Here is a 24466-nt window from a genome sequence, read left to right on the forward strand (position 1 = left end):
TTAAATTAGCCAGCTTTTCTACGAACAGTCGGCTTTGAGTTTTTTTATATTTCATTTCGCTTTGAGATTATCGGCTCCGCTTTTTATTCCTATTCTAACGCTGCTGCACCGCCGACGATTTCCGTAATTTCTTGCGTAATCGCTGCTTGACGAGCGCGGTTGAAAGAAAGTGTAAGTGTATCGATAACTTCCATTGCGTTGTCTGTAGCACTTTTCATTGCTGTCATACGCGCTGCGTGCTCGCTTGCTTTACCGTCTAGCAATGCACCGTACACTAAGCTTTCTGCGTATTGAGGCAATAATACTTTTAAAATATCTTCTTCAGACGGTTCAAACTCATATGAAGTTTTTGCTTTTTCAGATGCCACATCAGTAAGCGGTAAAATCTTCTTCTCCGTTACTTCTTGTGAAATCTTACTTACATAATGATTGTAATAAATATACAATTCATCATAAGCACCATCTGTAAACATAGAAATTGCTCTTGAAGCAATATCTTTAATATCAGCAAATGATGGTTGATCAGATAATCCAATTACTTCATCAATGATATTAAAACCACGACGTTTTAAATAATCACGGCCTAGACGTCCTAGTACAATAATCGCGTACTGGTTTGCATCCATGTTGTGACGCTCTTTCACTACGTTGCTTACTGCACGTAAAACGTTACTGTTATATCCACCTGCTAGTCCGCGATCCGATGTAATAACAATATATCCTGTTCGCTTCACAGGACGCGCTGTTAGCATTGGGTGATTTACCCCGCTACCTTGCGCTATATCCGCTACTACTTCTTGAATCTTATTCATATACGGAACGAAAGATTTAGCATTTTGCTCTGCACGGTTTAATTTCGATGCAGATACCATCTCCATCGCTTTCGTAATTTGACTCGTTTTCTTTGTCGAGTTAATTTTTGCTTTTATATCGCGTAAAGATGCCACAGGTTTTCACCACCTTTTTTCCGGAAGTTGGCATGATTAGAAAGACTCTCCGTTTGTTCATCTTCCCAATCTAATTAACAAGTTATACTTGTTCATGATTGAAGGAAAAGAATAGGTGCACCTACTCTTTTCCTCTACATATCCGTTAGCACTCTATGTAAGAGTTGCCTGTTTCTATATTCAAGTAGAGCGGCTACAAGAGCCGACTCTGCTTTTTATTTATTCTAGCTCCGGCGGCTAGAAAGGTCGGTGGCTTCGCTTCTTCCTGCGAGGCAAAGAACGCCTCTACGTCAAAAGCTCCATCCCCCTCCCTTTCTGAACGAGCCGCTTCCGCTTTTTGTTATTATTCAGATGCTACGAAAACTTTTTTGAAGCCGTTAATAGCTGCTGCCATTTTTTCGTCTTCAGCAAGTTTTGTTGTTGTACGAATTTCAGTTAATAATTCAGCAGCATTCGTATCTAACCAAGCATGGAACTCCTCTTCGAAACGAGTGATGTCCGCTACTGGGATATCATCTAAGAATCCGCGTGTTAATGCGTAAAGAATCATAACTTGCTTCTCTACTTTTAATGGCTTATGTAAGCCTTGTTTTAATACTTCTACTGTACGTGCACCACGGTTTAATTTCGCTTGTGTTGCTTTATCAAGGTCAGAACCGAACTGAGCGAACGCTTCTAATTCACGATAAGATGCAAGGTCAAGACGAAGTGTACCAGATACTTTGCTCATCGCTTTGATCTGAGCCGCACCACCAACACGAGATACAGAAGTACCTGCGTCAATCGCTGGACGTACACCAGAGAAGAATAGATCAGATTGTAAGAAAATCTGTCCATCTGTGATAGAGATTACGTTTGTTGGGATGTAAGCTGATACGTCCCCTGCTTGTGTTTCGATGAAAGGTAATGCTGTTAAAGAACCAGCGCCTTTTGCATCACTTAATTTTGCCGCGCGCTCTAGTAAGCGGGAGTGTAAGTAGAATACATCCCCTGGATATGCTTCACGACCTGGAGGACGACGTAATAGTAATGACAGCTCACGGTATGCAGCTGCTTGTTTAGATAAGTCATCATATACAACTAATACGTGTTTGCCGTTGTACATGAACTCTTCACCCATTGTTACACCAGCATATGCAGCTAAGTATAATAATGGAGCAGGTTGAGAAGCAGATGCAGTTACAACGATTGTGTACTCTAATGCACCGTGCTTACGTAATGTTTCAACTACGTTACGAACTGTAGATTCTTTTTGTCCAATCGCTACATAGATACAAACCATATCTTGATCTTTTTGGTTCAAGATTGTATCAAGTGCAACAGCTGTTTTACCAGTTTGGCGGTCACCGATGATTAACTCACGTTGTCCACGACCAATTGGTACAAGAGCGTCAATCGCTTTAATACCAGTTTGAAGTGGCTCATGAACAGATTTACGGTCCATTACACCTGGTGCTGGGCTTTCGATTGGACGAGTTTTTGTTGTATTAATTGGGCCTAAACCGTCTACTGGTTGACCTAATGGGTTTACAACACGGCCGATTAATTCTTCTCCTACTGGTACTTGCATGATGCGACCTGTACGACGTACTTCGTCACCTTCACGAATTTCAGTATAAGGTCCTAAAATAATGATACCTACGTTATTTTCTTCTAAGTTTTGTGCTAGTCCCATAACGCCGTTAGCGAACTCAACAAGTTCACCAGCCATAACGTTATCAAGACCATGAGCACGTGCAATACCGTCACCAACTTGAATAACTGTACCAACATCGCTAACTTCGATCTCAGATTGATAGTTTTCAATTTGTTGCTTTATCAGTGCGCTAATTTCTTCAGCTCTGATGCTCATGCGCTTCACCCCTATCTATTCTTCATAAGTTCACGCTGGATACGTGCTAACTTTCTTTGTAAACTGCCGTCGTAAATGCGGTTTCCAATGCGTACTTTAATACCGCCTAGTAAATTTTCATCTACAACATTTTGAACGCGAATTGCATCTTTTCCTGTTTTCTTTGCAAATACTTCTGCAATGCTAAGCTTCTCATCTTCTGATAAAGAACGAGTAGAGTAAACAATTGCATCAGCTACGTTACGCTCTTCGTTTGCAAGTGCAACATACGTATCTACAATTTCAGGCACTAATGTTTCGCGATGATTATCGATTAAAATATATAACGTGTTTAAAATTGGTTGAGAAACAGTAGAAAACACGTTAGAAAGAAATTGTTTTTTCTCTTCTTTTGAAATGCTTGGTTGTCCTAAAAAAGTATGTAGTTCTTTACTACTTACAAAAATACTTTGTACAAGGCGTAGTTCTTCCTCAAACATTTCTAGTGCGTGTTTATCTTTTGCGATTTGAAAAAGAGCGACAGCATAACGTTTAGCTACAATCTCATTGCTCATCGCGCTTCTCCTACCTCTTTAATATAATCGCGAATTAATTGAACTTGGTCTTCTTCTTTCAATTCTTTTTGCATTACTTTAGAAGCAATTTGTACAGATAAAGAAGCAACCTGTTCTTGCAGAGCAGCAATCGCGTGCTCTTTTTCGCGTTGAATTTCTTGTACAGCAGATTCTTTAATGGATACTGCTTCTTCTTTTGCAGCAGCAATGATACTTTCTTTTTGATCCTCTGCTTGCTTTTTCGCTCTCTCAATCAATTCTTGCGCTTCAACACGTGATTGTTTTAACATTTCACGTTGTTCTTCTACTAACTTTTTCGTCTCTGCATTGTTCTTTTCTGCAGCGTCGATTTCGCTAGAAATATGATTTTCACGTTCCTTCATAATTCCCATTAAAGGTCCAAATGCATATTTACGAAGCAGTGCTAATAGAATTAGGAAAACGACTAATGTATAAAGTACCGTTCCGTATGGAACAGCAGCAGCTCCTAATAATAGAGTTGGCACAAGGATTCACTCCCTTCAAAAATCTAAATTAAATAAATGAAAAGACAAGTAATGTTTCATTCATAAAGCAATGGCGAAGAAGGTCCCAAAACGATCTTCGCCACTTATTGTAAGGGGAGCTATCCCTTATTTGTTTAATACGATAAACGCGATTACTACACCGATAATTGGAAGCGCCTCAACTAACGCTACCCCGATGAACATAATTGTTTGAAGTTGACCACGTAATTCTGGTTGACGAGCAACACCCTCAACTGTACGAGATACGATAAGACCGTTACCAATACCAGCACCTAATGCAGATAAACCAATTGCGATTGCAGCTGCGATTACACCTAAACTCATTTTAAAAGTCCTCCTTTTTATCATTAAAAAATAAATTTTGTACTTACTTTAAATATATTAATGGTCGTGGCTTACTTTATGAGCCATGTACACCATCGTTAACATTGTAAAGATAAATGCCTGGATAGCACCTACGAAAATACTGAAGCCCATCCATGCTAACATCGGCAGAACAGCACCTAACGCGCCAAACACACCGCTTGCACCTAACTGAGCAAGTAATGTTAATAAAATCTCACCAGCATAGATGTTACCAAATAAACGAAGACCTAACGTCAATGTATTAGCAAATTCCTCAATCACCTTTAACGGGAATAAGAATTTCATTGGTTGAAAATAGCCTCTTAAATATTCTTTCGTACCCTTCATCTTAACTCCATAATAATGGGTGAGGGCAACTACCATCACGGCTAATGTTAGAGTAACTGCTGGGTCAGACGTTGGAGATCTCCAACCTGCAAGGTGCTCACCACCCTCAGCTACCGTAAGCATGAGCGGCAAACCGAGCATGTTTGCTACAAATATGTACATAATGAGTGTAACTCCAAGCGTTAAAAATCGTCCGCCTGTTTGCCAATCCATCGTACTATTGATCATACCCTTCACGAAGTCCATAATCCATTCAAGGAAGTTTTGCATTCCTGTTGGACGTAAGGCTAAGCGACGTGTACAAATCATAGCAATGATAAATACGATTACTGCCGCAACAGTCGTCATCATAACAGCGGACAAGTCGAACGTTAAACCTAGAAATTCAACTAATTTACCGTGTTCCACTAGTAATTCACCTCTCTTCCCTGCTCTTATATTGTAGATAAAGAAAATCTATGATCATGACAAGATATCCTGTCAGCAATCCTACTCCTAAGCTCCACATCGCTATTAAATACTGATATTTCGCTGCAAATATAATTAATAACCCTATCGTGGCTAATCTCGAATATGTACTCACTGCAGTCGCTTTATACTTTACATTTGCTCCTTGTGTAACGCGATCTAACAGCCTGTCCGTCTTGTGTGCAACGATGCGCAAACTAAGAAAACCGAAAATCGTTCCGATAATCAGCCCCAGAAAGACATCTTTGTATGAGGTAAAGCCCCATCCTAATACAAAGAGTGCGAGAAGGTTGTACATATATTTCTTTTGTCTTTGGACAAGTTCATGTACTTCTATCATCATTGCTCTCCTGAATAAAAGTGTCGAATGAGTCGAATCATAGCATAAACCCCTGTTCCAAGACCTAGTAATAAACCGATTACTAGGAATAAAGGAAACGTTCCAAGCTTACTATCAATCCATTGCCCGCCAAAAATTCCAACTAAAATAGCACCAACGAGCTGAGAAAGAATTCCGGTCATTAAAGCATATGCCTTAAATGGACTACGCTTGTTTTCCTCCAAGGATTCATCCCTCCATATGTAAGGTCTCATTCACTATGCGTTAATAATAACTCATTTTTTTGCATAAATCCTAGTCAAATAAAAAAGTTAACTTTTTCGTCACTGAATAGATGAAAAATTGTCAATGAAAACCCTACCATCTATCCCCGTTGTTAGCATACAATAGGGTATTAAACAGTGTCAACGTCAAATCGAAAAAAATCAAAAAATTTGAGTATTAGTCATTTATTGACAGAAATGAAAACGTTCCCCTTCAAAATACTGTTAATAAGCGTCTAATCTCCATGCCTTTTCTCTTTATAATGGAAGAAAAAAGTTCACATATTTGTCACTATTATTTTTTCCTAATATAACGTTTTCCTTCTGTAATATAACTTTCTCAAGTAGAGGTTTCTATATTATATGCAATTGGACTGTATGTTATGTTGCATAAAGAAACAGACGAGAAAGTATCCTTCTCGTCTGTTGTCTTACTTCGTTCCGAATAAACGGTCACCAGCATCTCCAAGACCTGGTACAACATATCCATGATCGTTTAATTTTTCATCTAATGCAGCAACGTAAATATCCACATCAGGATGGTCTTCTTGAATAACTTTTACGCCTTCTGGAGCACCAACGATACACATTAATTTAATATGTTTCGCACCGCGCTTCTTTAAAGAAGTAATTGCTTCTGATGCAGATCCGCCTGTTGCTAACATTGGATCAAGTACGATAAAGTCACGTTCTTCTACATCAGTTGGAAGTTTCACATAGTATTCTACAGGTTGTAATGTTTCTGGATCGCGATATAAACCGATATGACCTACCTTCGCCGCTGGAATTAGTTTCAAAATTCCATCTACCATTCCTAAGCCCGCACGTAAAATAGGAATTAAACCAAGCTTCTTACCTGCAATCACTTTTGTTTTCGCTTTACTTACAGGTGTTTCAATTTCAATTTCTTCAAGCGGAAGATCGCGTGTAATTTCAAACGCCATCAAGCTTGCTACTTCATCTACTAGCTCACGAAATTCTTTCGTTCCTGTATTCTTATCGCGAATATATGTAATCTTATGCTGAATTAAAGGGTGATCAAAAACATACAATTTTCCCATGTGAATCTCTCCTTCAGATGATATTGATGCGTGAGGACACGCCGTTTTTTACACTATGTACGATTGTAAAGAAAACGCCACTAATATTCAAGGGTGAATTTGGCAAAATTTCAAATGCTTCTTCTCTCTATCAAGAATAGCCTTACCAATTATGGAAACGAAATCCTTCATTATATATTTAAAATATATTCATGATTTGTATACATACATAGGATGCTTTGTATGCCCTTCTTTCTCATGTGTAATATTTTTGTGGAAAATCTGTTAAATAATGTTTTTCCTTTTCTTTTTTCAACTAAAACATATTCCATAAGAAGATGATAAATGTACGAAATAAACAAGACTTTCATTACACACATGAAAAGTTTATCTTTTAGTAAAGTGAAACCTCCATCAGTAGTTTTTTCATCCCCCGCTGATAGTTAGTTGAACCAATCAGGCACATGCCAGCAGTTATCCCCTACCTATCTTCTTCGACTTTCTCTGAATCTTGAGGTGGGGTCTTACTGCGGGATAAAGTGAAACTTCTATCAGCGAGTGGGGCTCACTACCCGCGAATAGAAGGATAAACAATATATCAAGAATTTAACAAAAAAAGCTGCTGAAACAATATGTTTCAACAGCTTTTTTCTCTTATAGCTCTTTATACATTGGGAATTTATTTGTTAAAGCATTTACACGCACGCGTGCTTCTTCTAGTACTGCTTCATTGTCATGATTTTTTAATGTGTAAGCGATAATGGATGCAATTTCATCCATTTCAGCAAGTCCAAAGCCTCTTGATGTTACAGCTGCAGTTCCAATACGAACTCCGCTTGTTACAAATGGGCTAGCTGGGTCAAATGGAATTGTATTTTTGTTTGTTGTAATACCAACTTCATCTAATACATGCTCTGCAACTTTTCCAGTAATGTTTAAATTGCGAACATCCATTAAAATTAAGTGGTTGTCCGTGCCACCAGAAACAAGTGTAATACCTTCTTTTTGCAGACCTTCTGCTAAACGACTTGCGTTGTTGATAATGTTTTGTGCATATGTTTTGAAGTCATCCTGCAATGCTTCTCCAAATGCAACTGCCTTTGCAGCGATTACGTGCATAAGCGGTCCGCCTTGAATACCAGGGAAGATGGATTTATCAATTTGTTTTGCAAATTGTTCTTTACATAAAATCATACCACCGCGTGGTCCGCGTAATGTTTTATGAGTTGTTGTTGTTACAAAATCAGCGTATGGTACTGGATTTGGGTGTAAGCCAGCTGCTACAAGCCCCGCGATATGTGCCATATCTACCATTAAATATGCGCCAACTTCATCAGCGATTTCACGGAATTTTTTGAAATCAATCACACGAGGATACGCACTAGCACCCGCAACGATTAATTTCGGCTTATGCTCTTTCGCTTTTTCTAATACATCTTCATAATTGATGTGATGTGTATCAGGATCTACACCGTATTCGATGAAGTTGTATTGTACACCACTAAAGTTAACAGGGCTTCCGTGTGTTAAGTGACCGCCGTGAGATAAGTTCATACCAAGCACTGTGTCACCTTGCTCTAGAATTGTGAAGTATACAGCCATATTTGCTTGTGCACCAGAATGCGGTTGAACGTTTACGTGCTCTGCGCCAAAAATTTCTTTTGCGCGATCACGTGCGATATCTTCTACGATATCCACATGCTCACAACCACCGTAATAACGTTTCCCTGGATATCCTTCTGCATACTTGTTCGTTAATACAGAACCTTGTGCTTCCATTACGGCTTGGCTTACGAAGTTTTCAGATGCAATAAGCTCGATTTTTGAACGCTGTCTTCCTAATTCTAATTCAATTGCAGCAAACACCTTTTCATCTTGACGTTTTAAATGCTCCATCAAAATCCCCCTTTTCTGAACGAATTACATCTATTCCCGACATTTCCTCTTCATTTTTCAAGAAAAAACGAAAATTCCAGTTGTAATTCTTCTAAACCTTCATGTTTTCAACTACATTCTAACACGACTCTACACATGATAAAAGAAAAAAAAGACCGAATCTGGTCTTTTTTTTATTGTAAATTTATGACGTAACTACAAGTAAACGTTTCCTCTTTTACGGCATATACGACTTAACTGCAAGTAAACGTTTCCTCTTTTACGGCATATACTGCACGCGCCCCGCCAATTAACTTCGGACGCGTCTTTGCCATCGTTACATGCGCATGCCCAATTTCTTTTACACGTGTGCGTACAGGCACAGCTACATGCTTTAAATGCATACCAATGAACGTATCTCCAATATCAATACCCGCATCTGCTTTTACGAACTCTACGATAACAGGATCTTTCATATTATGATATGCATATGTTCCAAGAGCCCCACCTGCTGATCTGACAGGCGTAACATTTACAATTTCGAACTGGTGCTTCTCTGCGATTTCTCTTTCTATGACTAAAGCACGGTTTAAATGTTCACAGCATTGAAACGCTAACGCAATACCACACTGCTCTTGAAATTGTTTTAACGCAGAAAAAATCGCTTCCGCTACTTCCATCGTTCCCGATGTTCCAATTCTTTCACCTAGTACTTCACTCGTACTGCAGCCCACAACAAAAATGTTCCCATTTCGCAGCGAAGCTTGCTCTTGAAACTCAGAAAGCGCTGTTTGCAACTGCTCTTTCAATTGTAATATTTCATTCATTACGCTCTTCCTTTCGCAGGTAGGTTCAACAAATTATATTAACTCTTACTAGAAGTTAGAATACGATTACTTCGCTTCGTATGTTTTAATTTTCCCTACACGATTCTCGTGACGACCGCCTTCATACTCCGTTGTTAACCAAATTTTCGCGATGTCACGTGCTAATCCAGCTCCGATTACACGCTCACCCATTGCTAACATGTTCGTATCGTTATGTTCTCTCGTTGCTTTTGCACTAAATGTATCATGTACTAATGCGCAACGAATGCCATGTACTTTGTTTGCTGCAATTGACATACCAATGCCTGTTCCGCAAATTAAAATACCGCGGTCTACCTCACCACTTGCAACCATTTCTGCCGCCGGGAATGCAAAATCAGGGTAATCTACAGAACCCGCTTCGCACTCACAACCTAAATCAATATATTCAATATTTAACTCTTCTAATAAATTTACGATTTCTTTGCGAATGTTCAATCCGCCATGATCAGATGCTACTACTACTTTCATTCCAAACCCCTCCAAATATAAAGTGAAACTTCCGTTCGGAGATGCTTTTTCTCCGAATAGTTAGTTGAACCAATCGGGCACATGCCAGCGGGTTTCTCTTCTCCCCCACTAACAATGAACTGAACAGTTGACCCCATCTCAAACCTTTGAGATATGAGATATATTACCCGTTAAATCGATATAATCTCCAATATCGTATTATACACGAAACATTAACTTTCTGAATGGTTTTTCAGCAAAGTTTGCACAAGTTGTTCCATTTCTTCCAGCGTTGCTTTATAAATAGCAAGCGAGCCGCCAAAAGGATCAGAAATGTCCTTATTTGTACCTTCTACAAATTCATATAATGTATGCACTTTTCCGTTTACTTCTGGATGATGGGCCAGTAAAAGCTGCTTATGTCCCGTTGTCATTGTTAATACAACATCAGACCACTCTAGCAACTCTTCCGTCACTTGCTGAGAAGCATGTGCAATTGAAATTCCTTTTTCTTCTAACGCACTTTTAGCATGCGCAGATGCATCACTGCCCACTGCGGCAAATACGCCCGCAGATTGCACTTCAAAATGCTTTTCTCCATGATGCCGTAATAACGCTTCTGCCATCGGACTGCGGCATGTATTGCCTGTACAAACGAATAATACTCGCTTCACCAAACACCAACTCCTTATGATGAATATCTATTTTCATCATAACGCACAATGATAATGAAAAAAAGAAATGTATATATAGAAAAGCGCATTTCTTCTAGAAGAAATGCGCTCTCATTACACATGTGAAACTCTATTTCTAAGTGACCACAATATAGTAATACAAGGCAGGAAAAAATCTACTGTTATTCTTTCATCCACAAAAAAGGAATCCACTTCAAATATGAAATGGATTCCTTATCAATCAAAACGATTATTTCATTGTTACTTTCATTACTCCTGTTGAACCTTTTGCAGCTGTTACGCCTATAGTTGTTTCAATAGATGCTGTTGCATCTGTGTTCGTAATAACGATTGGTGTAATTGTGCTTTTTGCTTTTTCACGAATTAATTCTAAGTCGAAAGAGATTAATTTATCGCCAACTTTAACAGTTTGTCCTTCAGCTACATGTGCTTCGAAACCTTCGCCTGCCATTGTTACAGTTTCCAATCCAACGTGGATTAAAATCTCTGCACCGTTTTTCGATTTAATACCTACAGCATGTTTTGTGTGGAATAATTGCACGATTTCACCGTCTACTGGAGATACTACTACACCTTCAGTCGGATCGATTGCCACACCATTTCCCATCATACGGCCAGCGAATACTGGATCTGGCACTTCTTCAATATTTTTCACTTCTCCAGTTAATGGAGCTACGATTGTTTCTGCATTTGTTTTAGAACCAAGACCAAATAATTTCTTAAACATAGGATAATCCTCCTTATATTCCTTACTTACAATACACTTGAGCTCAATAATTACAACCCTTCGCTTTACTAGCATAAAACGTTTTCGATATAAAAAAGAGAGTTGTCAATTAGACCCTTATTGTATCGCCTTGCAAAATTCCAGTCAATTCAGACAGTCTGAATTCAAATGGAAAGAAGTGAACTTCTTCATCTCTATTTAAGCCTTTTTTTCTTCAGTTGTCTAGAAGTCTTAACAACATAATTAGTTTTTGTTCACCATTTGTAAAATTTCTTGTTATTTTTCATTAAAGTTACTTGACTAAAATAAGTAACTATTTTATTATTACTTACATAAGATAAGTAAATAACTTTTTAGGAGGTATTATAAAATGATGAACATTGGTCTTCTTATTATTCGTCTTATTATTGGGGTTACATTCATGGGACATGGTGCTCAAAAATTATTCGGCTGGTTTGGCGGCTATGGTTTAAAAGGTACTGGCGGCTGGATGGAATCAATCGGCTTACGACCAGGAGTATTTATGGCGTTTATGGCTGGGGCAACTGAATTACTAGGTGGTTTCTTATTTGCTGCTGGTATTTTCACTTGGGTAGGTGCTCTATTTATTGTCGGTACAATGTTAATGGCTATCTTCACAGTTCATGGTAAAAATGGTTACTGGGTTACACAAAACGGTTTTGAATATAACCTTATCTTAATCGCAGTTGCAGTTGGCGTTGCTCTTATTGGACCTGGCGCTTACACTTTAATTTAACTTATTATCTCGAATTCGAGATATGTAAGTTAAGTAAATAACTTTTTAGGAGGTATTATAAAATGATAAACATTGGTCTTCTTATTATTCGTCTTATTATTGGGGTTACATTCATGGGACATGGTGCTCAAAAACTATTCGGCTGGTTTGGCGGCTATGGTTTAAAAGGTACTGGCGGCTGGATGGAATCAATCGGCTTACGACCAGGAGTATTTATGGCGTTTATGGCTGGGGCAACTGAACTACTAGGTGGTTTCTTATTTGCTGCTGGTATTTTCACTTGGGTAGGTGCTCTATTTATTGTCGGTACAATGTTAATGGCTATCTTCACAGTTCATGGCAAAAATGGTTACTGGGTTACACAAAACGGTTTTGAATATAACCTTATCTTAATCGCAGTTGCAGTTGGCGTTGCTCTTATTGGACCTGGCGCTTACACTTTAATTTAACTTATTATCTTGAACTCGAGATATTTATCAACTCAGTCCCTCACAATTGTGAGGGATTTTTTTCCTTCAATTAGCATTAATAATATTTTTACCTAATAGCTTTACTCCTCCGTTTAGTTTTTGGGGTTCGTTGCAACAGACACCCTTGTCTTAAGCTAGTCGTAATGCCTTCACGACGCGGAACTTGAACCCTAGAGAATATATACACGCTGAGCACACCACGAAAAAGCTTCTTCATAATATATAAAGAAGCCTTTTTAGCATTCCTTCAGTATGTATGAAACCAATTCGAAAATAAATTTATTCCCATAGCTACTGATAATACAAAAATTCATTATTCAAAGGTCGTTCAGTTTTTTATAAGAAAACAACATCATCGCTAAAAATTTTATCCTGCACAAACATTTATTAAAGAAGCTTTACAATTATTTTCTTTCAAAAATTTCCCATGTTCCCCAGAACAGACTGCATATGCTTGGATCAAGTTATGATAAAGGCTGAAGCTTTAAGCCTAATATTACAAAACTATTATTTGTATACCTTTCCATGCAAGATTATGGTAGATTGATAAAGTTCGAGTTTATTTTAGAGAAGGGAGATAAGAAAAAAAAAGTGAATAAAAAATGGTATGCTCCAATCATAGCAGTTGGTTTTTTTCTAACCCCATTTATTGCACATGCTGCGAGCAATGATACATTTACCCAAAATGATGGAGATGTACATTACAACTGGGGATATCAAAGTCCAAGATCCGACATTTCAGCGGACCATTTTACCGGCATCTTTAATCAATCAAAACAATTATCAGCTGGAGACTACTTCGTACATACGTTAGCTGATGATCGTATCAAAGTTTCCTTTAACGGGACACCGGTAATTGATCGTTGGTATGATACTGGTGGACAAATTGATCGTGCACTTATAACAAATGTAAAAGCGGGAACTTATAAGTTACAAACAAATTTCTATGAAAATACTGGTCAAGCAGCGGTTTTCTCTGACATTGTTCCATTTGATCACTGGTTAGCCTACTATTATCCGAACAAAAATTTAGAAGGTTATCCAGTAGACGCAAAAGTGATTCCTCCAACGGGAACAGAAAAGAAGCTGTTCCAAAACAATGGAATTGGTTCACCAACACCAAAAGTGCCCGCAGATAATTTCTCTGCTCGCTATACGACAGTAAAGCGATTACCTGCTGGAGATTATATCATTCGCGGAAAAGTAGACGATGGTATTCGTGTCTTTATTGATGGACAACTTGTTCTTGACCGCTGGGGATCCGGTTGGTTACAGGAAGATGCTCGAAAAATCCATATTAATGATGGAACTGCAGCATGGGCATTTGGTAAAACCAATCAAACAGATACCCATCTAGTTGAAGTGCAATACTTAGAAGAAGGCGGAAACAGCCAAGTAGATTTTCAAATTGAACCTTACAGCGAAGCAACAAAATCAACTAGTTGGCTCGGCGAATTCTATAATAACAAAGAGTTAAAAGGTGACGCTGTTGTTATCGGCGGAGCGAATTCTTCAGAAAAGTTAAACACAATCAACTTTAATTGGGAAGACAACTCACCGCATAAAGCTATCTCAAACGATAATTTTTCTGCCCGCTTTACTAAGGTAGATAAGTTTGAACAAGGTGAATATTTATTCACGGCGAAAGCAGACGATGGTGTGCGTGTTTACGTTGATAACAAAGTTGTAATCGATTCTTGGAATGCTAGTAACGGTGAAACTCGCAAAGTAAAAGTACCATTGTCAGCTGGAGAACATAAAATTACTGTTGAATATATGGAACAAAGCGGAAAAGCCAATCTTCAATTCGATTATAAAAAATCTCCTGGACCTTTTTCTCAAACAGGCGGAGATGTTCATTATAATTGGGGATATGGAAGTCCTACACCCGATCAAACAGAAGATGATTTCACAGCGACTTTTGATCAATCTAGGCAGCTGGCTGCCGGTGATTACTTTATACATACGTTAGCTGATGATCGCGTCAAAGTTTCTTTTGACGGGAAACAAGTAATTGACCGTTGGTATGATGTTCCTGGACAAATCGATCGTACTATCGTGACAAATGTACCGCAAGGGGATCATAAAATTCGAACTGACTTCTATGAAAATAGCGGTCAAGCAGCTATCTTTTCTGATATTGTGCCATTCGATTCTTGGCTAGCTTATTATTACCCAAATACTAATTTAAGCGGCTATCCTGTCGATGCAAAAGTACTAACGCCACAAGGGGATACGAAGCAACTCGCTGAAAATAATGGTATCGGGGCTCCAACTTCTAAAGTGCCGGCTGACAACTTCTCCGCTCGTTACACAACGGTAAAACGTTTATCTGCTGGAGATTACGTCATTCGCGGGCGCGCTGATGATGGGATTCGTGTCTTTATTGATGGGAAACTTGTCCTTGATCGTTGGGGACCATCAGGATTTACAGAATACGCGAAGAAAATTCATATTTCTGATGGAACTGCTGCCTGGGCATTTGGTAAAGCCAATCAACCAGATACGCATTTAGTTGAAGTACAATATTTAGAACAAACAGGCCAAAGTCGCGTAGAATTTAGCATTGAACTTTACAGTACTGTACAAAATTCGTCTACTTGGCTCGGTGAGATCTATAACAATACGAATCTTCAAGGCGATCCTATTATTCTTGGTGGCAATAACGCCTTACAAAAAATTGAGAAGATTGATTTCAATTGGCAAAATGGTTCTCCAAGCCCATTTATTTCAAATGATAACTTCTCTGCTCGCTTTACAAAAACGGAATACTTTGAAGGTGGCGATTATACATTCTCGGCGAAAGCAGACGATGGCGTTCGCGTCTATGTAGATGATCAGCCCGTTATTAACTCTTGGGAAGCAAGTAACAACGGTACACGTACAGGAAAAATTTCTTTAACAAAAGGAAATCATAAGCTGCGCGTGGAGTATTTTGAAGGAAGCGGCTTAGCGAATCTTTCACTAGATTACTATATTGGCCAGCCTTATGAAACGCTAGATTTGCGCAAACCTTCAAAAGTAACTGCCCAAGAAATTGATAATTATATGAACCGAAGAACAAACGGGACAAGCCCGCTTATCGGATATGGACAGGCGTTTATTGACGCACAAAACAAATATGGTGTGAACGCTCTATTCTTAGCATCTCATGCTATTTTAGAGTCGGGGTACGGCAAATCATTAATTGCCTATCGAAAACATAATCTATTTGGACTTCGTGCTGAAGATTCTGACCCATTTGGCTTAGCCAGCTACTTCAATACGTTTAATGACAGTATTAATTATAATGCCTCTTACGTAAGAGCGTATTATTTAGAACCTGGCGACTGGCGCTATAAAGGGGTCACAGTAAAAGATATTAACGCTAACTATTCAACAGATCCTGCGTGGGCAACTAAGATTGCAAACCTTATGGAAGAAATACATCCATATAATCGTTCTGAATATGACGGCGTGAATATTTTACCTAAAAATAATGAACCGGTTAAGGATTCACATGATTTGCCAAAAGATATTCCTTTTACGAACTACGCAGCAAACACAAAAGGACAAATTACAAAAACAACAGACGAGTTCCGTACAGAACCGTATCCATATGCCAATAATAAAAAATGGACACTGCAGCAAGGAACAACCGTTGATGTACTGCGCAAAGATCCAAATAACTGGATTGAAGTTCGCATTGGCGATCAAACAGGATGGGTTCAAGCAACCGATCTACAAGTAGATCCATTAAACGGAAAAGCAATCATCATTGATCCGGGCCATGGTGGTGTCGATGATGGTCATGCTGGTATCAACGACGGCATAACAGAGGACGCAGTTGTATTAGATGTTTCCTTACGTGTTCGTGATCTATTTAATCAAAAATCACCGTTTAAAGTGCTGTTAACTCGTGAAACAGATTCACGGCCTGGTAATACCGCTAGCGAATCACTACAAAAACGCGTAGAATTTGCACAACAAAATAACGGAGATATTTTTGTCAGCATTCACGCAAATGGCTTCGATGGTACTGCACACGGAACAGAAACGTACTACTGGCAATCAAGAACTGCAGGAAACCCTAATACAGAGGAAAGCCGTGTATTAGCTGAAAAAGTACAAGGTCGTCTTGTAAATGCTATGGAAACGACAGACCGCGGTGTAAAAGATGGCGATTTTTATGTTGTTCGTGAAAATACAATGCCTGCCATTCTTACAGAGCTCGCTTTCATTGACAATCCACAAGAAAATGAAAAATTAGGATCTGAATATTGGAGACAACGTGCTGCAGAAGCAATTTACTCTGGTATTTTAGATTACTATGAGTGGAAAGGCATCAACGTTTCATCCTATCGTCTATAATGAAGCAGATTGTATTTGTTCGATGCAACAATGAAAAACTTAGAACGTAAAAAAACAAAAAGATGACATCTGTCATCTTTTTGTTTTTTTAAATATATACCCCCTTAGTGAATTTCCCCTCCCATCTTCTTCGCCTCTCTCTGAATCTTGAAGTTGGGGTCTTACTGCCCTTGAATCGTTTCCGTATTCCTTGTGAGGAACTGTTTCATACCCTTTACAAAAATCGGCAAAAAAATATTTTTTCAGCAGGAGTTTCCCCCCTCTATCTTGTAAACAAACAAAGAAGTGTTACAGATATTCGAAGGGAGATTACATACATGCTGTCTATTAATCCAAATGCACAAACTGAAAAAGACAATTACAAATTACTAACAGGAAGCATTATTCCGCGCCCAGTTGCCTTCGTCACAACCGTTACAAATGATGGAGTACTAAACGGAGCACCATTTAGCTACTTTAATATCGTTGCTGCTAATCCGCCTCTTATCTCAATTTCTGTGCAGCGAAAAGGTGGAGAACCAAAAGATACAGCAAGAAACGCGATGGAAAAAGAAGAATTTGTCGTTCATATTTCTGACGAATCGTATGCGGAGGCTATCAATGAAACAGCAGCTAACCTTCCTCCTAATGAAAGTGAGATTGAACTTGCAAAACTAACACCAATTGATAGCGATGTCATTTCTGTACCGGGGGTAAAAGAAGCGAGTATCCGTATGGAATGTGTACTAGAGCGCGCTATTCAGCTAGGCGGAACAGAAGATTCCCCTGCATGCGATCTCTTAATTGGACGCATTGTGCGTTTCCATATCGCTGAGCACTTATATGAAAATGGACGCATTCATGCTGAAGGGTTAAAACCAATAAGCCGACTGGCTGGACATAATTACGCAAAACTTGGGGAGCAATTTGAACTTGTAAGGCCATAACTAAAAGCGGAAGCGGCTCGCTCAGAACAGGAGGAGGATGGAGCTTCTGACATAGAGGCGCTCTCTGCCTCGGCGGAAGACGCGAAGCCACCGACTGTTCTAGCCGCTGGAGCTGGATAGAACTAAAAATGAAAGCCCAGCTACAATAAATGGCTGGGCTTTCTTACATTATTTGTTTTACTTCATACCGAAAATAATAATTTAATCCCAAACCCAACAAGTATAATCCCGCCAAGCACTTCCCCATACGTTCCAAGAATACTTTGTACTCTGCGGCCAATTAACAATCCGATCCAAGTGAGCATCATACTCACAACGCCGAATATAAGAATAGTTACAAATGTACGTGCTCCGTAAATACCAAGGCTTAAACCGACAGAAAAACTATCCATACTCACACTAAAAGCAAACAACAGTAAACTTCCGCCGGCAGGGACGCTCCTATACTCATCATCATGAGACATTGAGCTATACACAATGTGAAATCCTAATCCCATCAATAGAATACTACCTACAATTGTAGTAATAGAACCAAATTGCTCTGATAAAAAGCGGCCGAGCATTATGCCGATAAAAGGCATGATTATATGAAATATACCAATTATAATACCGATATAAAAGATTTGGCGCTGCTTAAGCGTAATCATCCCCATACCGAGGCTGACAGAAAATGCATCAAGCCCTAGTGCAAATGCCATAATAAACAGCGGCAACAATTCGCTTATAATATGTTCAATCTTCATAATGTCCCTCCTCGGACTTGCTACTTCACAATATGCACGTCCGAGGAGAGATAGAATTTATTTTTCGAAGATGATTTGATGACCTGCAGCTTTCGTTAAACGATTCATGATCGCACTACCAATTCCATCGCTTGGGAATGACTCACTAAAAATGATATCAACACCGCTTGCATCAAATGTACGCAATACGTCATAAAGCTTTATCGCAACTGTCGCTAAATCACTGCGCTTTCCACAAGAAAGAACAACTTCTGCTTTATACACATGCTGATATTCCTCCGTTGTCAATACACCTACTTTATAACCCTCTTGCTCTTTTTTATCCACAAGTTGTTGAATAAATGCACGCGAACCTTCAACAATGCTAAGCGGTGCCTTCGGTGCATAATGTGTATATTTCATTCCTGGTGATTTTGGTTTTTCCGTTTCATCCTTTAACGCCGGATCTAACAAAACAGGTCCAATTACTTCTTCTAACTGCTCTTTCGTAATACCGCCTGGGCGCAATATCGTCGGTATTTCACTCGTACAATCTACTACAGTAGATTCAACACCAACACCAGTTGCCCCGCCATCAACAATACCGGCAATTTTTCCGTTTAAATCTTCATATACATGAGAAGCGAGCGTTGGGCTAGGACGACCAGAACGATTCGCACTTGGAGCTGCTACTGGTACATTTGCCGCTTCAATAAGCGCCAATGCTACCGGATGATCTGGCATTCGAACTGCCACTGTATGTAATCCAGCTGTTACCTTTTCAGAGATCCCTTCTTTTTTCGGGAAAATAAGTGTTAGTGGTCCTGGCCAGAAGTGTTTCATTAATACATTCGCGATCGGCGGAATATGAGCCACAATACCATCTAATTGTTCTTCCGTACCAATATGTACAATAAGCGGATTATCGCTTGGTCTTCCTTTTGCTTTAAAAATTTTCGCAACAGCTTCGTCGTTTAATGCATTCGCACCGAGTCCGTATACTGTTTCAGTTGGGAACGCTACTGCTTCATTTTCTCGTAATAAATGCGCTGCTTCTTGCAACTGTGGATAATCTTTTTTTATTTCCACAATATTATCCACAACCCACATTTTTGTATTCATTTCTTCCCACGTCCTTTTCTGCCATGAAATACTTGTTATTTGTAGTTTACTATGAGATTTATCCAAAAGACAAATAAGATTTATCCACAAAATGTGGATAAATCAATTTAATCGGTGGATAACTTTGTGAATAGCTGACAATTTAGTATAATTACATTTGGTTGTTTTATATTTTTACAAAAATGTTCTAATGCCTGAATTTCTTCTGACACAACATCCTTTTCCACAATTTCAAATTGAAAAAACTGAAATATCGTAACCGACTGTGGACTCTTTGTGAGTAAATATAATTGCTCAATACTTTTCTCTTTAATATACTGCAAAAACGTTTCAAAAAAATGTAAGAATGTAACTTTATCCACAGCAGGTGTGAATAAACAAGAGCGAAGAAGCGCATCAGTTCCAGCTTGCTCAAATCCAACGGCCGCTTGGATTTGTCCCTCTTCTTCTAATATCATAAAATTCCCATACAATTGATCTAGTCGTTCTTCCTTCATATGAGCTTGTCCAAAAAAAGCGTGCAATCTTTCTACATCTGTTTTTGTAGCAAAACGTATTTGCTTCATACATAATCCCTCCCCATATTTTTATATATGAGGAGGGATTATCTTTTAGAACTTATTTTGAAAATAAAGATGCAAATGCTTCAACGATAAACAATTTTACCTTTGGTTCTTCTTCCGTTTCTTCTACTACCTTCACGTGCTCTTCTTTTTCAATAGCACTCGGTTCATCTTGCTTTACTTCTTCTTGTTCCTGTAATTCTTTCTCAGCCCTGTTTTCTCGCATAGCCTTTGCCTTTACCTTTTGTTTAGGTGCGATGTTTGTCTCTTTCTTAGCTTTAAGAGATTGTTTTACTTCTTCTCTTGCAACTTCCTTTTGCAAATAATTTTCTTCTATATCATCCTCATCAATTGTTTCTGCCTTTACAATATGCTCTTCTTGCTTCACAGCTGTACCACTAGAGAAATCTAAGAAACACATTGGAGGAAATAACACGCACCACCAATTTGCACCTTCACCTTTACCAATTGTCACAAGTACCGCTTCATACTCTCCAGCTGGATAAATAAAGTTCCCATACAATTTCGTTGGAAATTTAACATGTTTATTAAACTGAACTGTAAAAGTTTCCTTACTACCTTCTCGTTTCAACGTGTTCGCCACTGTTTGTTCAAGTTCCGGAATACGGCTTCGGATGATACGACGTGCGTCTTCAAACGATTTTAAATCTGCCACCCAGCCATCGATTTGTGCTTTCACTTCATCGCGCACTTTACGTTTTAACTCTTGATCTTCCTTCGAATCACTGTTAGCCAAAATACGTAATCGAATTGCTTCTTTGGGAATTACGACAGGTTCCTTTGCATCAACTTTCATATATCCAAAGTGCGCAACCATTTGTGCACCGATTAATAATAAAAGCAGATAAGCAATCGCTTGTTTTTTCATCCTATCTCCACCGCCCCTTCAGTAAAACAGTGTAGACAAGTTTTTTTCTTTCTAAACTACTAAATTCAGAATCTATTCGTTTTTTAGGTGATTCATACAAACGCTTTTCTTTTTAAGGTCATGTCCACTGATATATCGGCGCTTCGACACAATATAAAGTTCAACTAACCATCAGTGACGCTTTTCTCACTGATGGAAAGCTCTCACCAATCGGGCTTTTACGGGCAGTTTTCTTCTCCGCTTTTCTCTAGCCTTTACTATCCGTTAATGCGGGATAAAGGCCCTTCGACGATGTTCGACATGCCAGATGCACTGGAGGGAGCTGACAAAAGCCCATTTTCAGGTCAGCCCCCTGTTAAAATTACATTTCCGCAAAGACCATACGATCTTTCCCGTTAATATCAAAGACAATCTCGACATGTGCATGCGGGAATGTTTCTTGCAGCAGGGCACGCACATCTTCTCCTTGCCCTACACCTACCTCAAAAGCAACAATCGCTTCTTCTTGCAGAACCTTTGGCAGCTCTTCCATAAATCGTCTATAGAAATTGAGCCCATCTTCACCGCCAACAAGCGCACGCTTTGGCTCATGCTCCTTCACAACAGAAGAAAGCCCTCTCCAATCTTCTTCTGGAATATAAGGAGGATTCGACACAACAACATCTAGCTTTTGCTTCATTTCCTGAAACGGCGACAATAAATCCCCGTGGTAGAACGTTACATTTGCCTGTAATTCTGCTGCATTTTTCTGCGCCACTTCAATCGATTCCGGAGCAATATCGACTGTGTATACATGTAAATGAGGATTTTCTAAAGAAAGTGTAATCGAAATTGCCCCGCTGCCAGTACCAATGTCCGCCACATGCACGTGCTTATCCCCAAATTTACGGCGAATACGTGTTAGCACACCTAGCACAAGCTCCTCTGTTTCTGGCCTTGGTATTAGTACTTCTTCATTTACGAAAAATGGACGTCCATAAAACATTTCATATCCAATTAAGTACTGAACAGGTATACCTTCTACATGCTTGTGGATAAAGTTTGTAAAAGGTTGCTCTTGTTCTTCCGTTAATTCTTCACGCATGTTCATCATTAAACCTGTTCGATTCGTCTTTAATACATGACAAAGGACAATTTCTCCCGCATTTTCATCTCGCCCATTTTCTTGTAAAAAAGAAGAAGCCCATTTCAGGGCTTCATAGACACGCATTACTCAGCTGCCTCCATCTTTTGCGCCTGATCTTCCATCACTAAGGCATTGATGAAATCATCTAACTTACCTTGTAAGATTTGATCCAGCTTCTGAATCGTTAAACCGATTCGATGGTCTGTAACACGGTTTTGCGGGAAGTTGTACGTACGAATACGCTCAGAACGGTCTCCCGTACCAACAGCTTGTTTACGGTTTTGATCGTACTCAGCTTGCGCTTCTTGTCTAAACTTATCATAAACACGTGCACGTAATACTTTCATTGCTTTTTCTTTATTCTTAATTTGTGACTTTTCATCCTGACAAGAAACAACTACACCAGTCGGTAAATGCGTTAAACGTACCGCTGACATCGTTGTATTAACACTTTGTCCACCAGGACCACTAGAAGCAAACGTATCCACACGAACATCTTTTTCATGAATATCGATTTCTACTTCTTCTGCTTCCGGTAATACAGCTACAGTTGCTGTAGAAGTATGGATACGTCCTCCAGATTCTGTTTCCGGAACACGTTGCACACGGTGCGCACCATTTTCAAATTTCAACTTTGCAAAAGCGCCTTTACCGTTGATCATAAAGATAATCTCTTTATATCCACCTAGTTCTGTATAGCTCGCTTCGATAATTTCAGTTTTCCAACCTTGCACCTCAGCATAACGGCTATACATACGGTATAAATCACCAGCAAATAATGCCGCTTCATCACCACCAGCAGCACCACGAACCTCTACGATAACGTTCTTATCATCATTCGGGTCCTTTGGAACAAGTAAAATTTTCAGACGCTCTGATAATTCCTTCTCTTGTCCCTCTAGCTCAGACACTTCTTCTTTTACCATTTCACGCATGTCAGCATCTAACTTCTCTTCTAACATCGCCTTTGCATCTCTTAATTGTTCACGAGCATCTTTATACTCACGGTACACCTCTACCGTCTCTTGTATATCAGATTGTTCTTTTGAATACTCACGAAGTTTGTTTGAATCACTTATAATCTCTGGATCACTTAAAAGCTCATTTAACTTCTCATAACGGTCTTCTACAGCTTGCAAACGATCTAACACACTATTCACCTCAACATCCTAGTCTCTAATACAAATAGTATATGGTACATAACAAAAAAAACGCAAATTATATTTAAAAACGCAAACGGCTCATTCAGCCCCTACGCATTTTCTAAAAAAACCCGCCTTATGTAGCGAGTTTTTATCTCTGTTTAATTGGCACAACATGACAATGACGACAACGTGGTTCATATGATTCTGATGCAGCAACTAAAATAATAGGATCATCAAAAGACGCTGGTTCCCCATCAATTAAACGTTGCGTACGACTTGCAGGAGATCCGCATTTAGCACATACTGCTTGCAGCTTCGTCACATGCTCCGCAATCGCCATAAGCTGAGGAACTTGTCCAAATGGTAGACCACGGAAATCTTGGTCTAAACCAGCAACAATCACACGATAGCCGCGGTTTGCCAATTCTTGCACCACTTCCACAATGTCCCCATCAAAAAATTGCACTTCATCAATTGCTATAACATCTATATCTTCTGTTACATGCTCAAACATCTCTTTTGAAGCCGCAACAGGAACTGCTCTTACTTTCAATCCATTATGAGACACAACATCTTCTTCACTATAACGATTATCAATACACGGTTTAAATACAATTGCATTTTGCTTTGCGAATTGTGTCCGGCGTACACGGCGGATGAGCTCTTCTGATTTCCCCGAAAACATGCTTCCGCAAACCACTTCAATCCAACCGTCTTGATTTATTACGTACATAAGAGCTCCTCCTTTCGTCTACTTATTCTTACTGTAAGTAGGTAAAGGTTTATATTTTCGCAAAAAAAACAGACAAGCGGATATATACACTTGCCTGCTTTATGTTTGTTATTACTTAAGGCCGTATTTCTTGTTGAAGCGATCAACACGTCCGTCTGCAGTAGCAAACTTCTGACGTCCTGTGTAGAATGGGTGAGAATCAGAACTGATCTCGACTTTTAATAATGGATAAGTGTTACCATCTTCCCACTCGACAGTTTCGTTAGAACCTTTTGTAGATCCGCTTAAGAATTTAAAGCCTGTGTTAGTATCCATAAATACAACTTTTTTGTAATCTGGATGGATTCCTGCTTTCATTCTTTTCAT

Annotated in this window: 25 protein-coding genes and 3 pseudogenes; 5 read left to right on the plus strand and 23 right to left on the minus strand. The window is 39.1% G+C overall.

Annotation, left to right across the window (positions count from 1 at the left end; genetic code table 11):
• Positions 1-89: 89 nt before the first annotated feature.
• From atpG to NKR74_RS23065, 15 genes and pseudogenes are all read right to left on the minus strand, one after another.
• The gene (atpG, locus tag NKR74_RS23000) at positions 90-947 is read right to left on the minus strand and encodes an ATP synthase F1 subunit gamma (protein ID WP_098307134.1); all 858 of its coding nucleotides are present in this window, start codon (positions 945-947) and stop codon (positions 90-92) included.
• A 343-nt stretch (positions 948-1290) separates the two neighbouring features.
• On the minus strand, positions 1291-2799 hold the full coding sequence (atpA, locus tag NKR74_RS23005) for a F0F1 ATP synthase subunit alpha (RefSeq protein WP_098307132.1): 1509 nt from the start codon (positions 2797-2799) through the stop codon (positions 1291-1293).
• 11 nt (positions 2800-2810) lie between these two features.
• Positions 2811-3353 (minus strand): F0F1 ATP synthase subunit delta, encoded by a 543-nt coding sequence (locus NKR74_RS23010; protein ID WP_098307130.1) that lies wholly within the window; start codon positions 3351-3353, stop codon positions 2811-2813.
• Positions 3350-3859 (minus strand): F0F1 ATP synthase subunit B, encoded by a 510-nt coding sequence (gene atpF / locus NKR74_RS23015; RefSeq protein ID WP_098307128.1) that lies wholly within the window; start codon positions 3857-3859, stop codon positions 3350-3352. The genes NKR74_RS23010 and atpF overlap by 4 nt, the downstream gene beginning before the upstream one ends.
• A 126-nt stretch (positions 3860-3985) precedes the next feature.
• Positions 3986-4204 (minus strand): F0F1 ATP synthase subunit C, encoded by a 219-nt coding sequence (gene atpE, locus NKR74_RS23020; RefSeq protein ID WP_098307126.1) that lies wholly within the window; start codon positions 4202-4204, stop codon positions 3986-3988.
• Positions 4205-4261: 57 nt separating this feature from the next.
• The gene (atpB, locus tag NKR74_RS23025; RefSeq protein WP_098307123.1) at positions 4262-4981 is read right to left on the minus strand and encodes a F0F1 ATP synthase subunit A; all 720 of its coding nucleotides are present in this window, start codon (positions 4979-4981) and stop codon (positions 4262-4264) included.
• A gap of 7 nt (positions 4982-4988) precedes the next feature.
• Entirely contained in the window at positions 4989-5381 is a 393-nt protein-coding gene (locus NKR74_RS23030; RefSeq protein ID WP_154710236.1) for an ATP synthase subunit I, read from the minus strand.
• Positions 5381-5605: an AtpZ/AtpI family protein gene (locus tag NKR74_RS23035; RefSeq protein ID WP_141524975.1), complete on the minus strand. Its 225-nt coding sequence runs from the start codon at positions 5603-5605 to the stop codon at positions 5381-5383. The genes NKR74_RS23030 and NKR74_RS23035 overlap by 1 nt, the downstream gene beginning before the upstream one ends.
• Before the next feature lie 26 nt (positions 5606-5631).
• Positions 5632-5745 (minus strand): annotated as a pseudogene (locus NKR74_RS24235) (DUF4024 domain-containing protein).
• A gap of 330 nt (positions 5746-6075) precedes the next feature.
• Positions 6076-6705 carry a uracil phosphoribosyltransferase gene (upp, locus tag NKR74_RS23040; protein ID WP_020061432.1) on the minus strand — a complete coding sequence of 210 codons (630 nt, stop codon included), beginning with the start codon at positions 6703-6705 and terminating at the stop codon, positions 6076-6078.
• Between the two features lie 633 nt (positions 6706-7338).
• Positions 7339-8580, minus strand: a complete 1242-nt coding sequence (glyA, locus tag NKR74_RS23045; RefSeq protein ID WP_141524974.1) for a serine hydroxymethyltransferase — start codon at positions 8578-8580, stop codon at positions 7339-7341.
• A 233-nt stretch (positions 8581-8813) separates the two neighbouring features.
• On the minus strand, positions 8814-9386 hold the full coding sequence (locus NKR74_RS23050) for a TIGR01440 family protein (protein WP_098310026.1): 573 nt from the start codon (positions 9384-9386) through the stop codon (positions 8814-8816).
• A gap of 66 nt (positions 9387-9452) precedes the next feature.
• Positions 9453-9896, minus strand: a complete 444-nt coding sequence (gene rpiB / locus NKR74_RS23055; RefSeq protein ID WP_253630963.1) for a ribose 5-phosphate isomerase B — start codon at positions 9894-9896, stop codon at positions 9453-9455.
• Between the two features lie 212 nt (positions 9897-10108).
• Positions 10109-10549, minus strand: a complete 441-nt coding sequence (locus NKR74_RS23060) for a low molecular weight protein arginine phosphatase (RefSeq protein ID WP_253630964.1) — start codon at positions 10547-10549, stop codon at positions 10109-10111.
• Positions 10550-10799: 250 nt separating this feature from the next.
• Positions 10800-11297 carry a PTS sugar transporter subunit IIA gene (locus NKR74_RS23065; RefSeq protein ID WP_098310029.1) on the minus strand — a complete coding sequence of 166 codons (498 nt, stop codon included), beginning with the start codon at positions 11295-11297 and terminating at the stop codon, positions 10800-10802.
• 370 nt (positions 11298-11667) lie between these two features.
• On the opposite strand from NKR74_RS23065, the gene NKR74_RS23070 reads away from it, so the two are divergent.
• From NKR74_RS23070 to NKR74_RS23090, 5 genes and pseudogenes are all read left to right on the plus strand, one after another.
• Positions 11668-12054, plus strand: coding sequence for a DoxX family protein (locus tag NKR74_RS23070; RefSeq protein ID WP_253630965.1), 387 nt, complete (start codon positions 11668-11670; stop codon positions 12052-12054).
• Positions 12055-12116: 62 nt separating this feature from the next.
• Positions 12117-12503, plus strand: coding sequence for a DoxX family protein (locus NKR74_RS23075; protein WP_098310030.1), 387 nt, complete (start codon positions 12117-12119; stop codon positions 12501-12503).
• A 546-nt stretch (positions 12504-13049) separates the two neighbouring features.
• Positions 13050-15938, plus strand: a pseudogene (locus NKR74_RS23080) (PA14 domain-containing protein); the annotation flags it as partial.
• Between the two features lie 210 nt (positions 15939-16148).
• Positions 16149-16874, plus strand: a pseudogene (locus NKR74_RS23085) (N-acetylmuramoyl-L-alanine amidase); the annotation flags it as partial.
• A 317-nt stretch (positions 16875-17191) separates the two neighbouring features.
• Complete coding sequence (locus tag NKR74_RS23090; RefSeq protein WP_253630966.1) at positions 17192-17800, plus strand: flavin reductase family protein; 609 nt, start codon at positions 17192-17194, stop codon at positions 17798-17800.
• A gap of 182 nt (positions 17801-17982) precedes the next feature.
• Here the strand turns inward: NKR74_RS23090 and NKR74_RS23095 are convergent, their stop codons facing one another.
• The 8 genes from NKR74_RS23095 to NKR74_RS23130 form a co-directional block, all read right to left on the minus strand.
• Positions 17983-18543: a manganese efflux pump MntP gene (locus NKR74_RS23095; RefSeq protein WP_098310033.1), complete on the minus strand. Its 561-nt coding sequence runs from the start codon at positions 18541-18543 to the stop codon at positions 17983-17985.
• Positions 18544-18600: 57 nt separating this feature from the next.
• Positions 18601-19644 carry an L-threonylcarbamoyladenylate synthase gene (locus NKR74_RS23100; RefSeq protein WP_253630967.1) on the minus strand — a complete coding sequence of 348 codons (1044 nt, stop codon included), beginning with the start codon at positions 19642-19644 and terminating at the stop codon, positions 18601-18603.
• A gap of 107 nt (positions 19645-19751) precedes the next feature.
• The gene (locus NKR74_RS23105) at positions 19752-20210 is read right to left on the minus strand and encodes a GNAT family N-acetyltransferase (RefSeq protein WP_253630968.1); all 459 of its coding nucleotides are present in this window, start codon (positions 20208-20210) and stop codon (positions 19752-19754) included.
• Positions 20211-20262: 52 nt separating this feature from the next.
• A complete protein-coding gene (spoIIR, locus tag NKR74_RS23110; RefSeq protein ID WP_253630969.1) occupies positions 20263-21096 on the minus strand; it encodes a stage II sporulation protein R in 834 nt (277 codons plus the stop codon).
• Between the two features lie 361 nt (positions 21097-21457).
• Positions 21458-22306, minus strand: coding sequence for a peptide chain release factor N(5)-glutamine methyltransferase (gene prmC, locus NKR74_RS23115; RefSeq protein WP_253630970.1), 849 nt, complete (start codon positions 22304-22306; stop codon positions 21458-21460).
• Positions 22306-23373: a peptide chain release factor 1 gene (prfA, locus tag NKR74_RS23120; RefSeq protein ID WP_141525065.1), complete on the minus strand. Its 1068-nt coding sequence runs from the start codon at positions 23371-23373 to the stop codon at positions 22306-22308. The genes prmC and prfA overlap by 1 nt, the downstream gene beginning before the upstream one ends.
• 142 nt (positions 23374-23515) lie before the next feature.
• Positions 23516-24100, minus strand: a complete 585-nt coding sequence (locus NKR74_RS23125; protein WP_098310039.1) for a thymidine kinase — start codon at positions 24098-24100, stop codon at positions 23516-23518.
• Positions 24101-24211: 111 nt separating this feature from the next.
• Positions 24212-24457, minus strand: a complete 246-nt coding sequence (locus tag NKR74_RS23130; RefSeq protein WP_000643433.1) for a type B 50S ribosomal protein L31 — start codon at positions 24455-24457, stop codon at positions 24212-24214.
• Between the last annotated feature and the right edge of the window lie 9 nt (positions 24458-24466).

Origin of the sequence: Bacillus sp. 3103sda1 (genome assembly GCF_024159135.1) — a bacterium.
In the GTDB taxonomy this organism is placed as follows: domain Bacteria; phylum Bacillota; class Bacilli; order Bacillales; family Bacillaceae_G; genus Bacillus_A; species Bacillus_A rhizoplanae.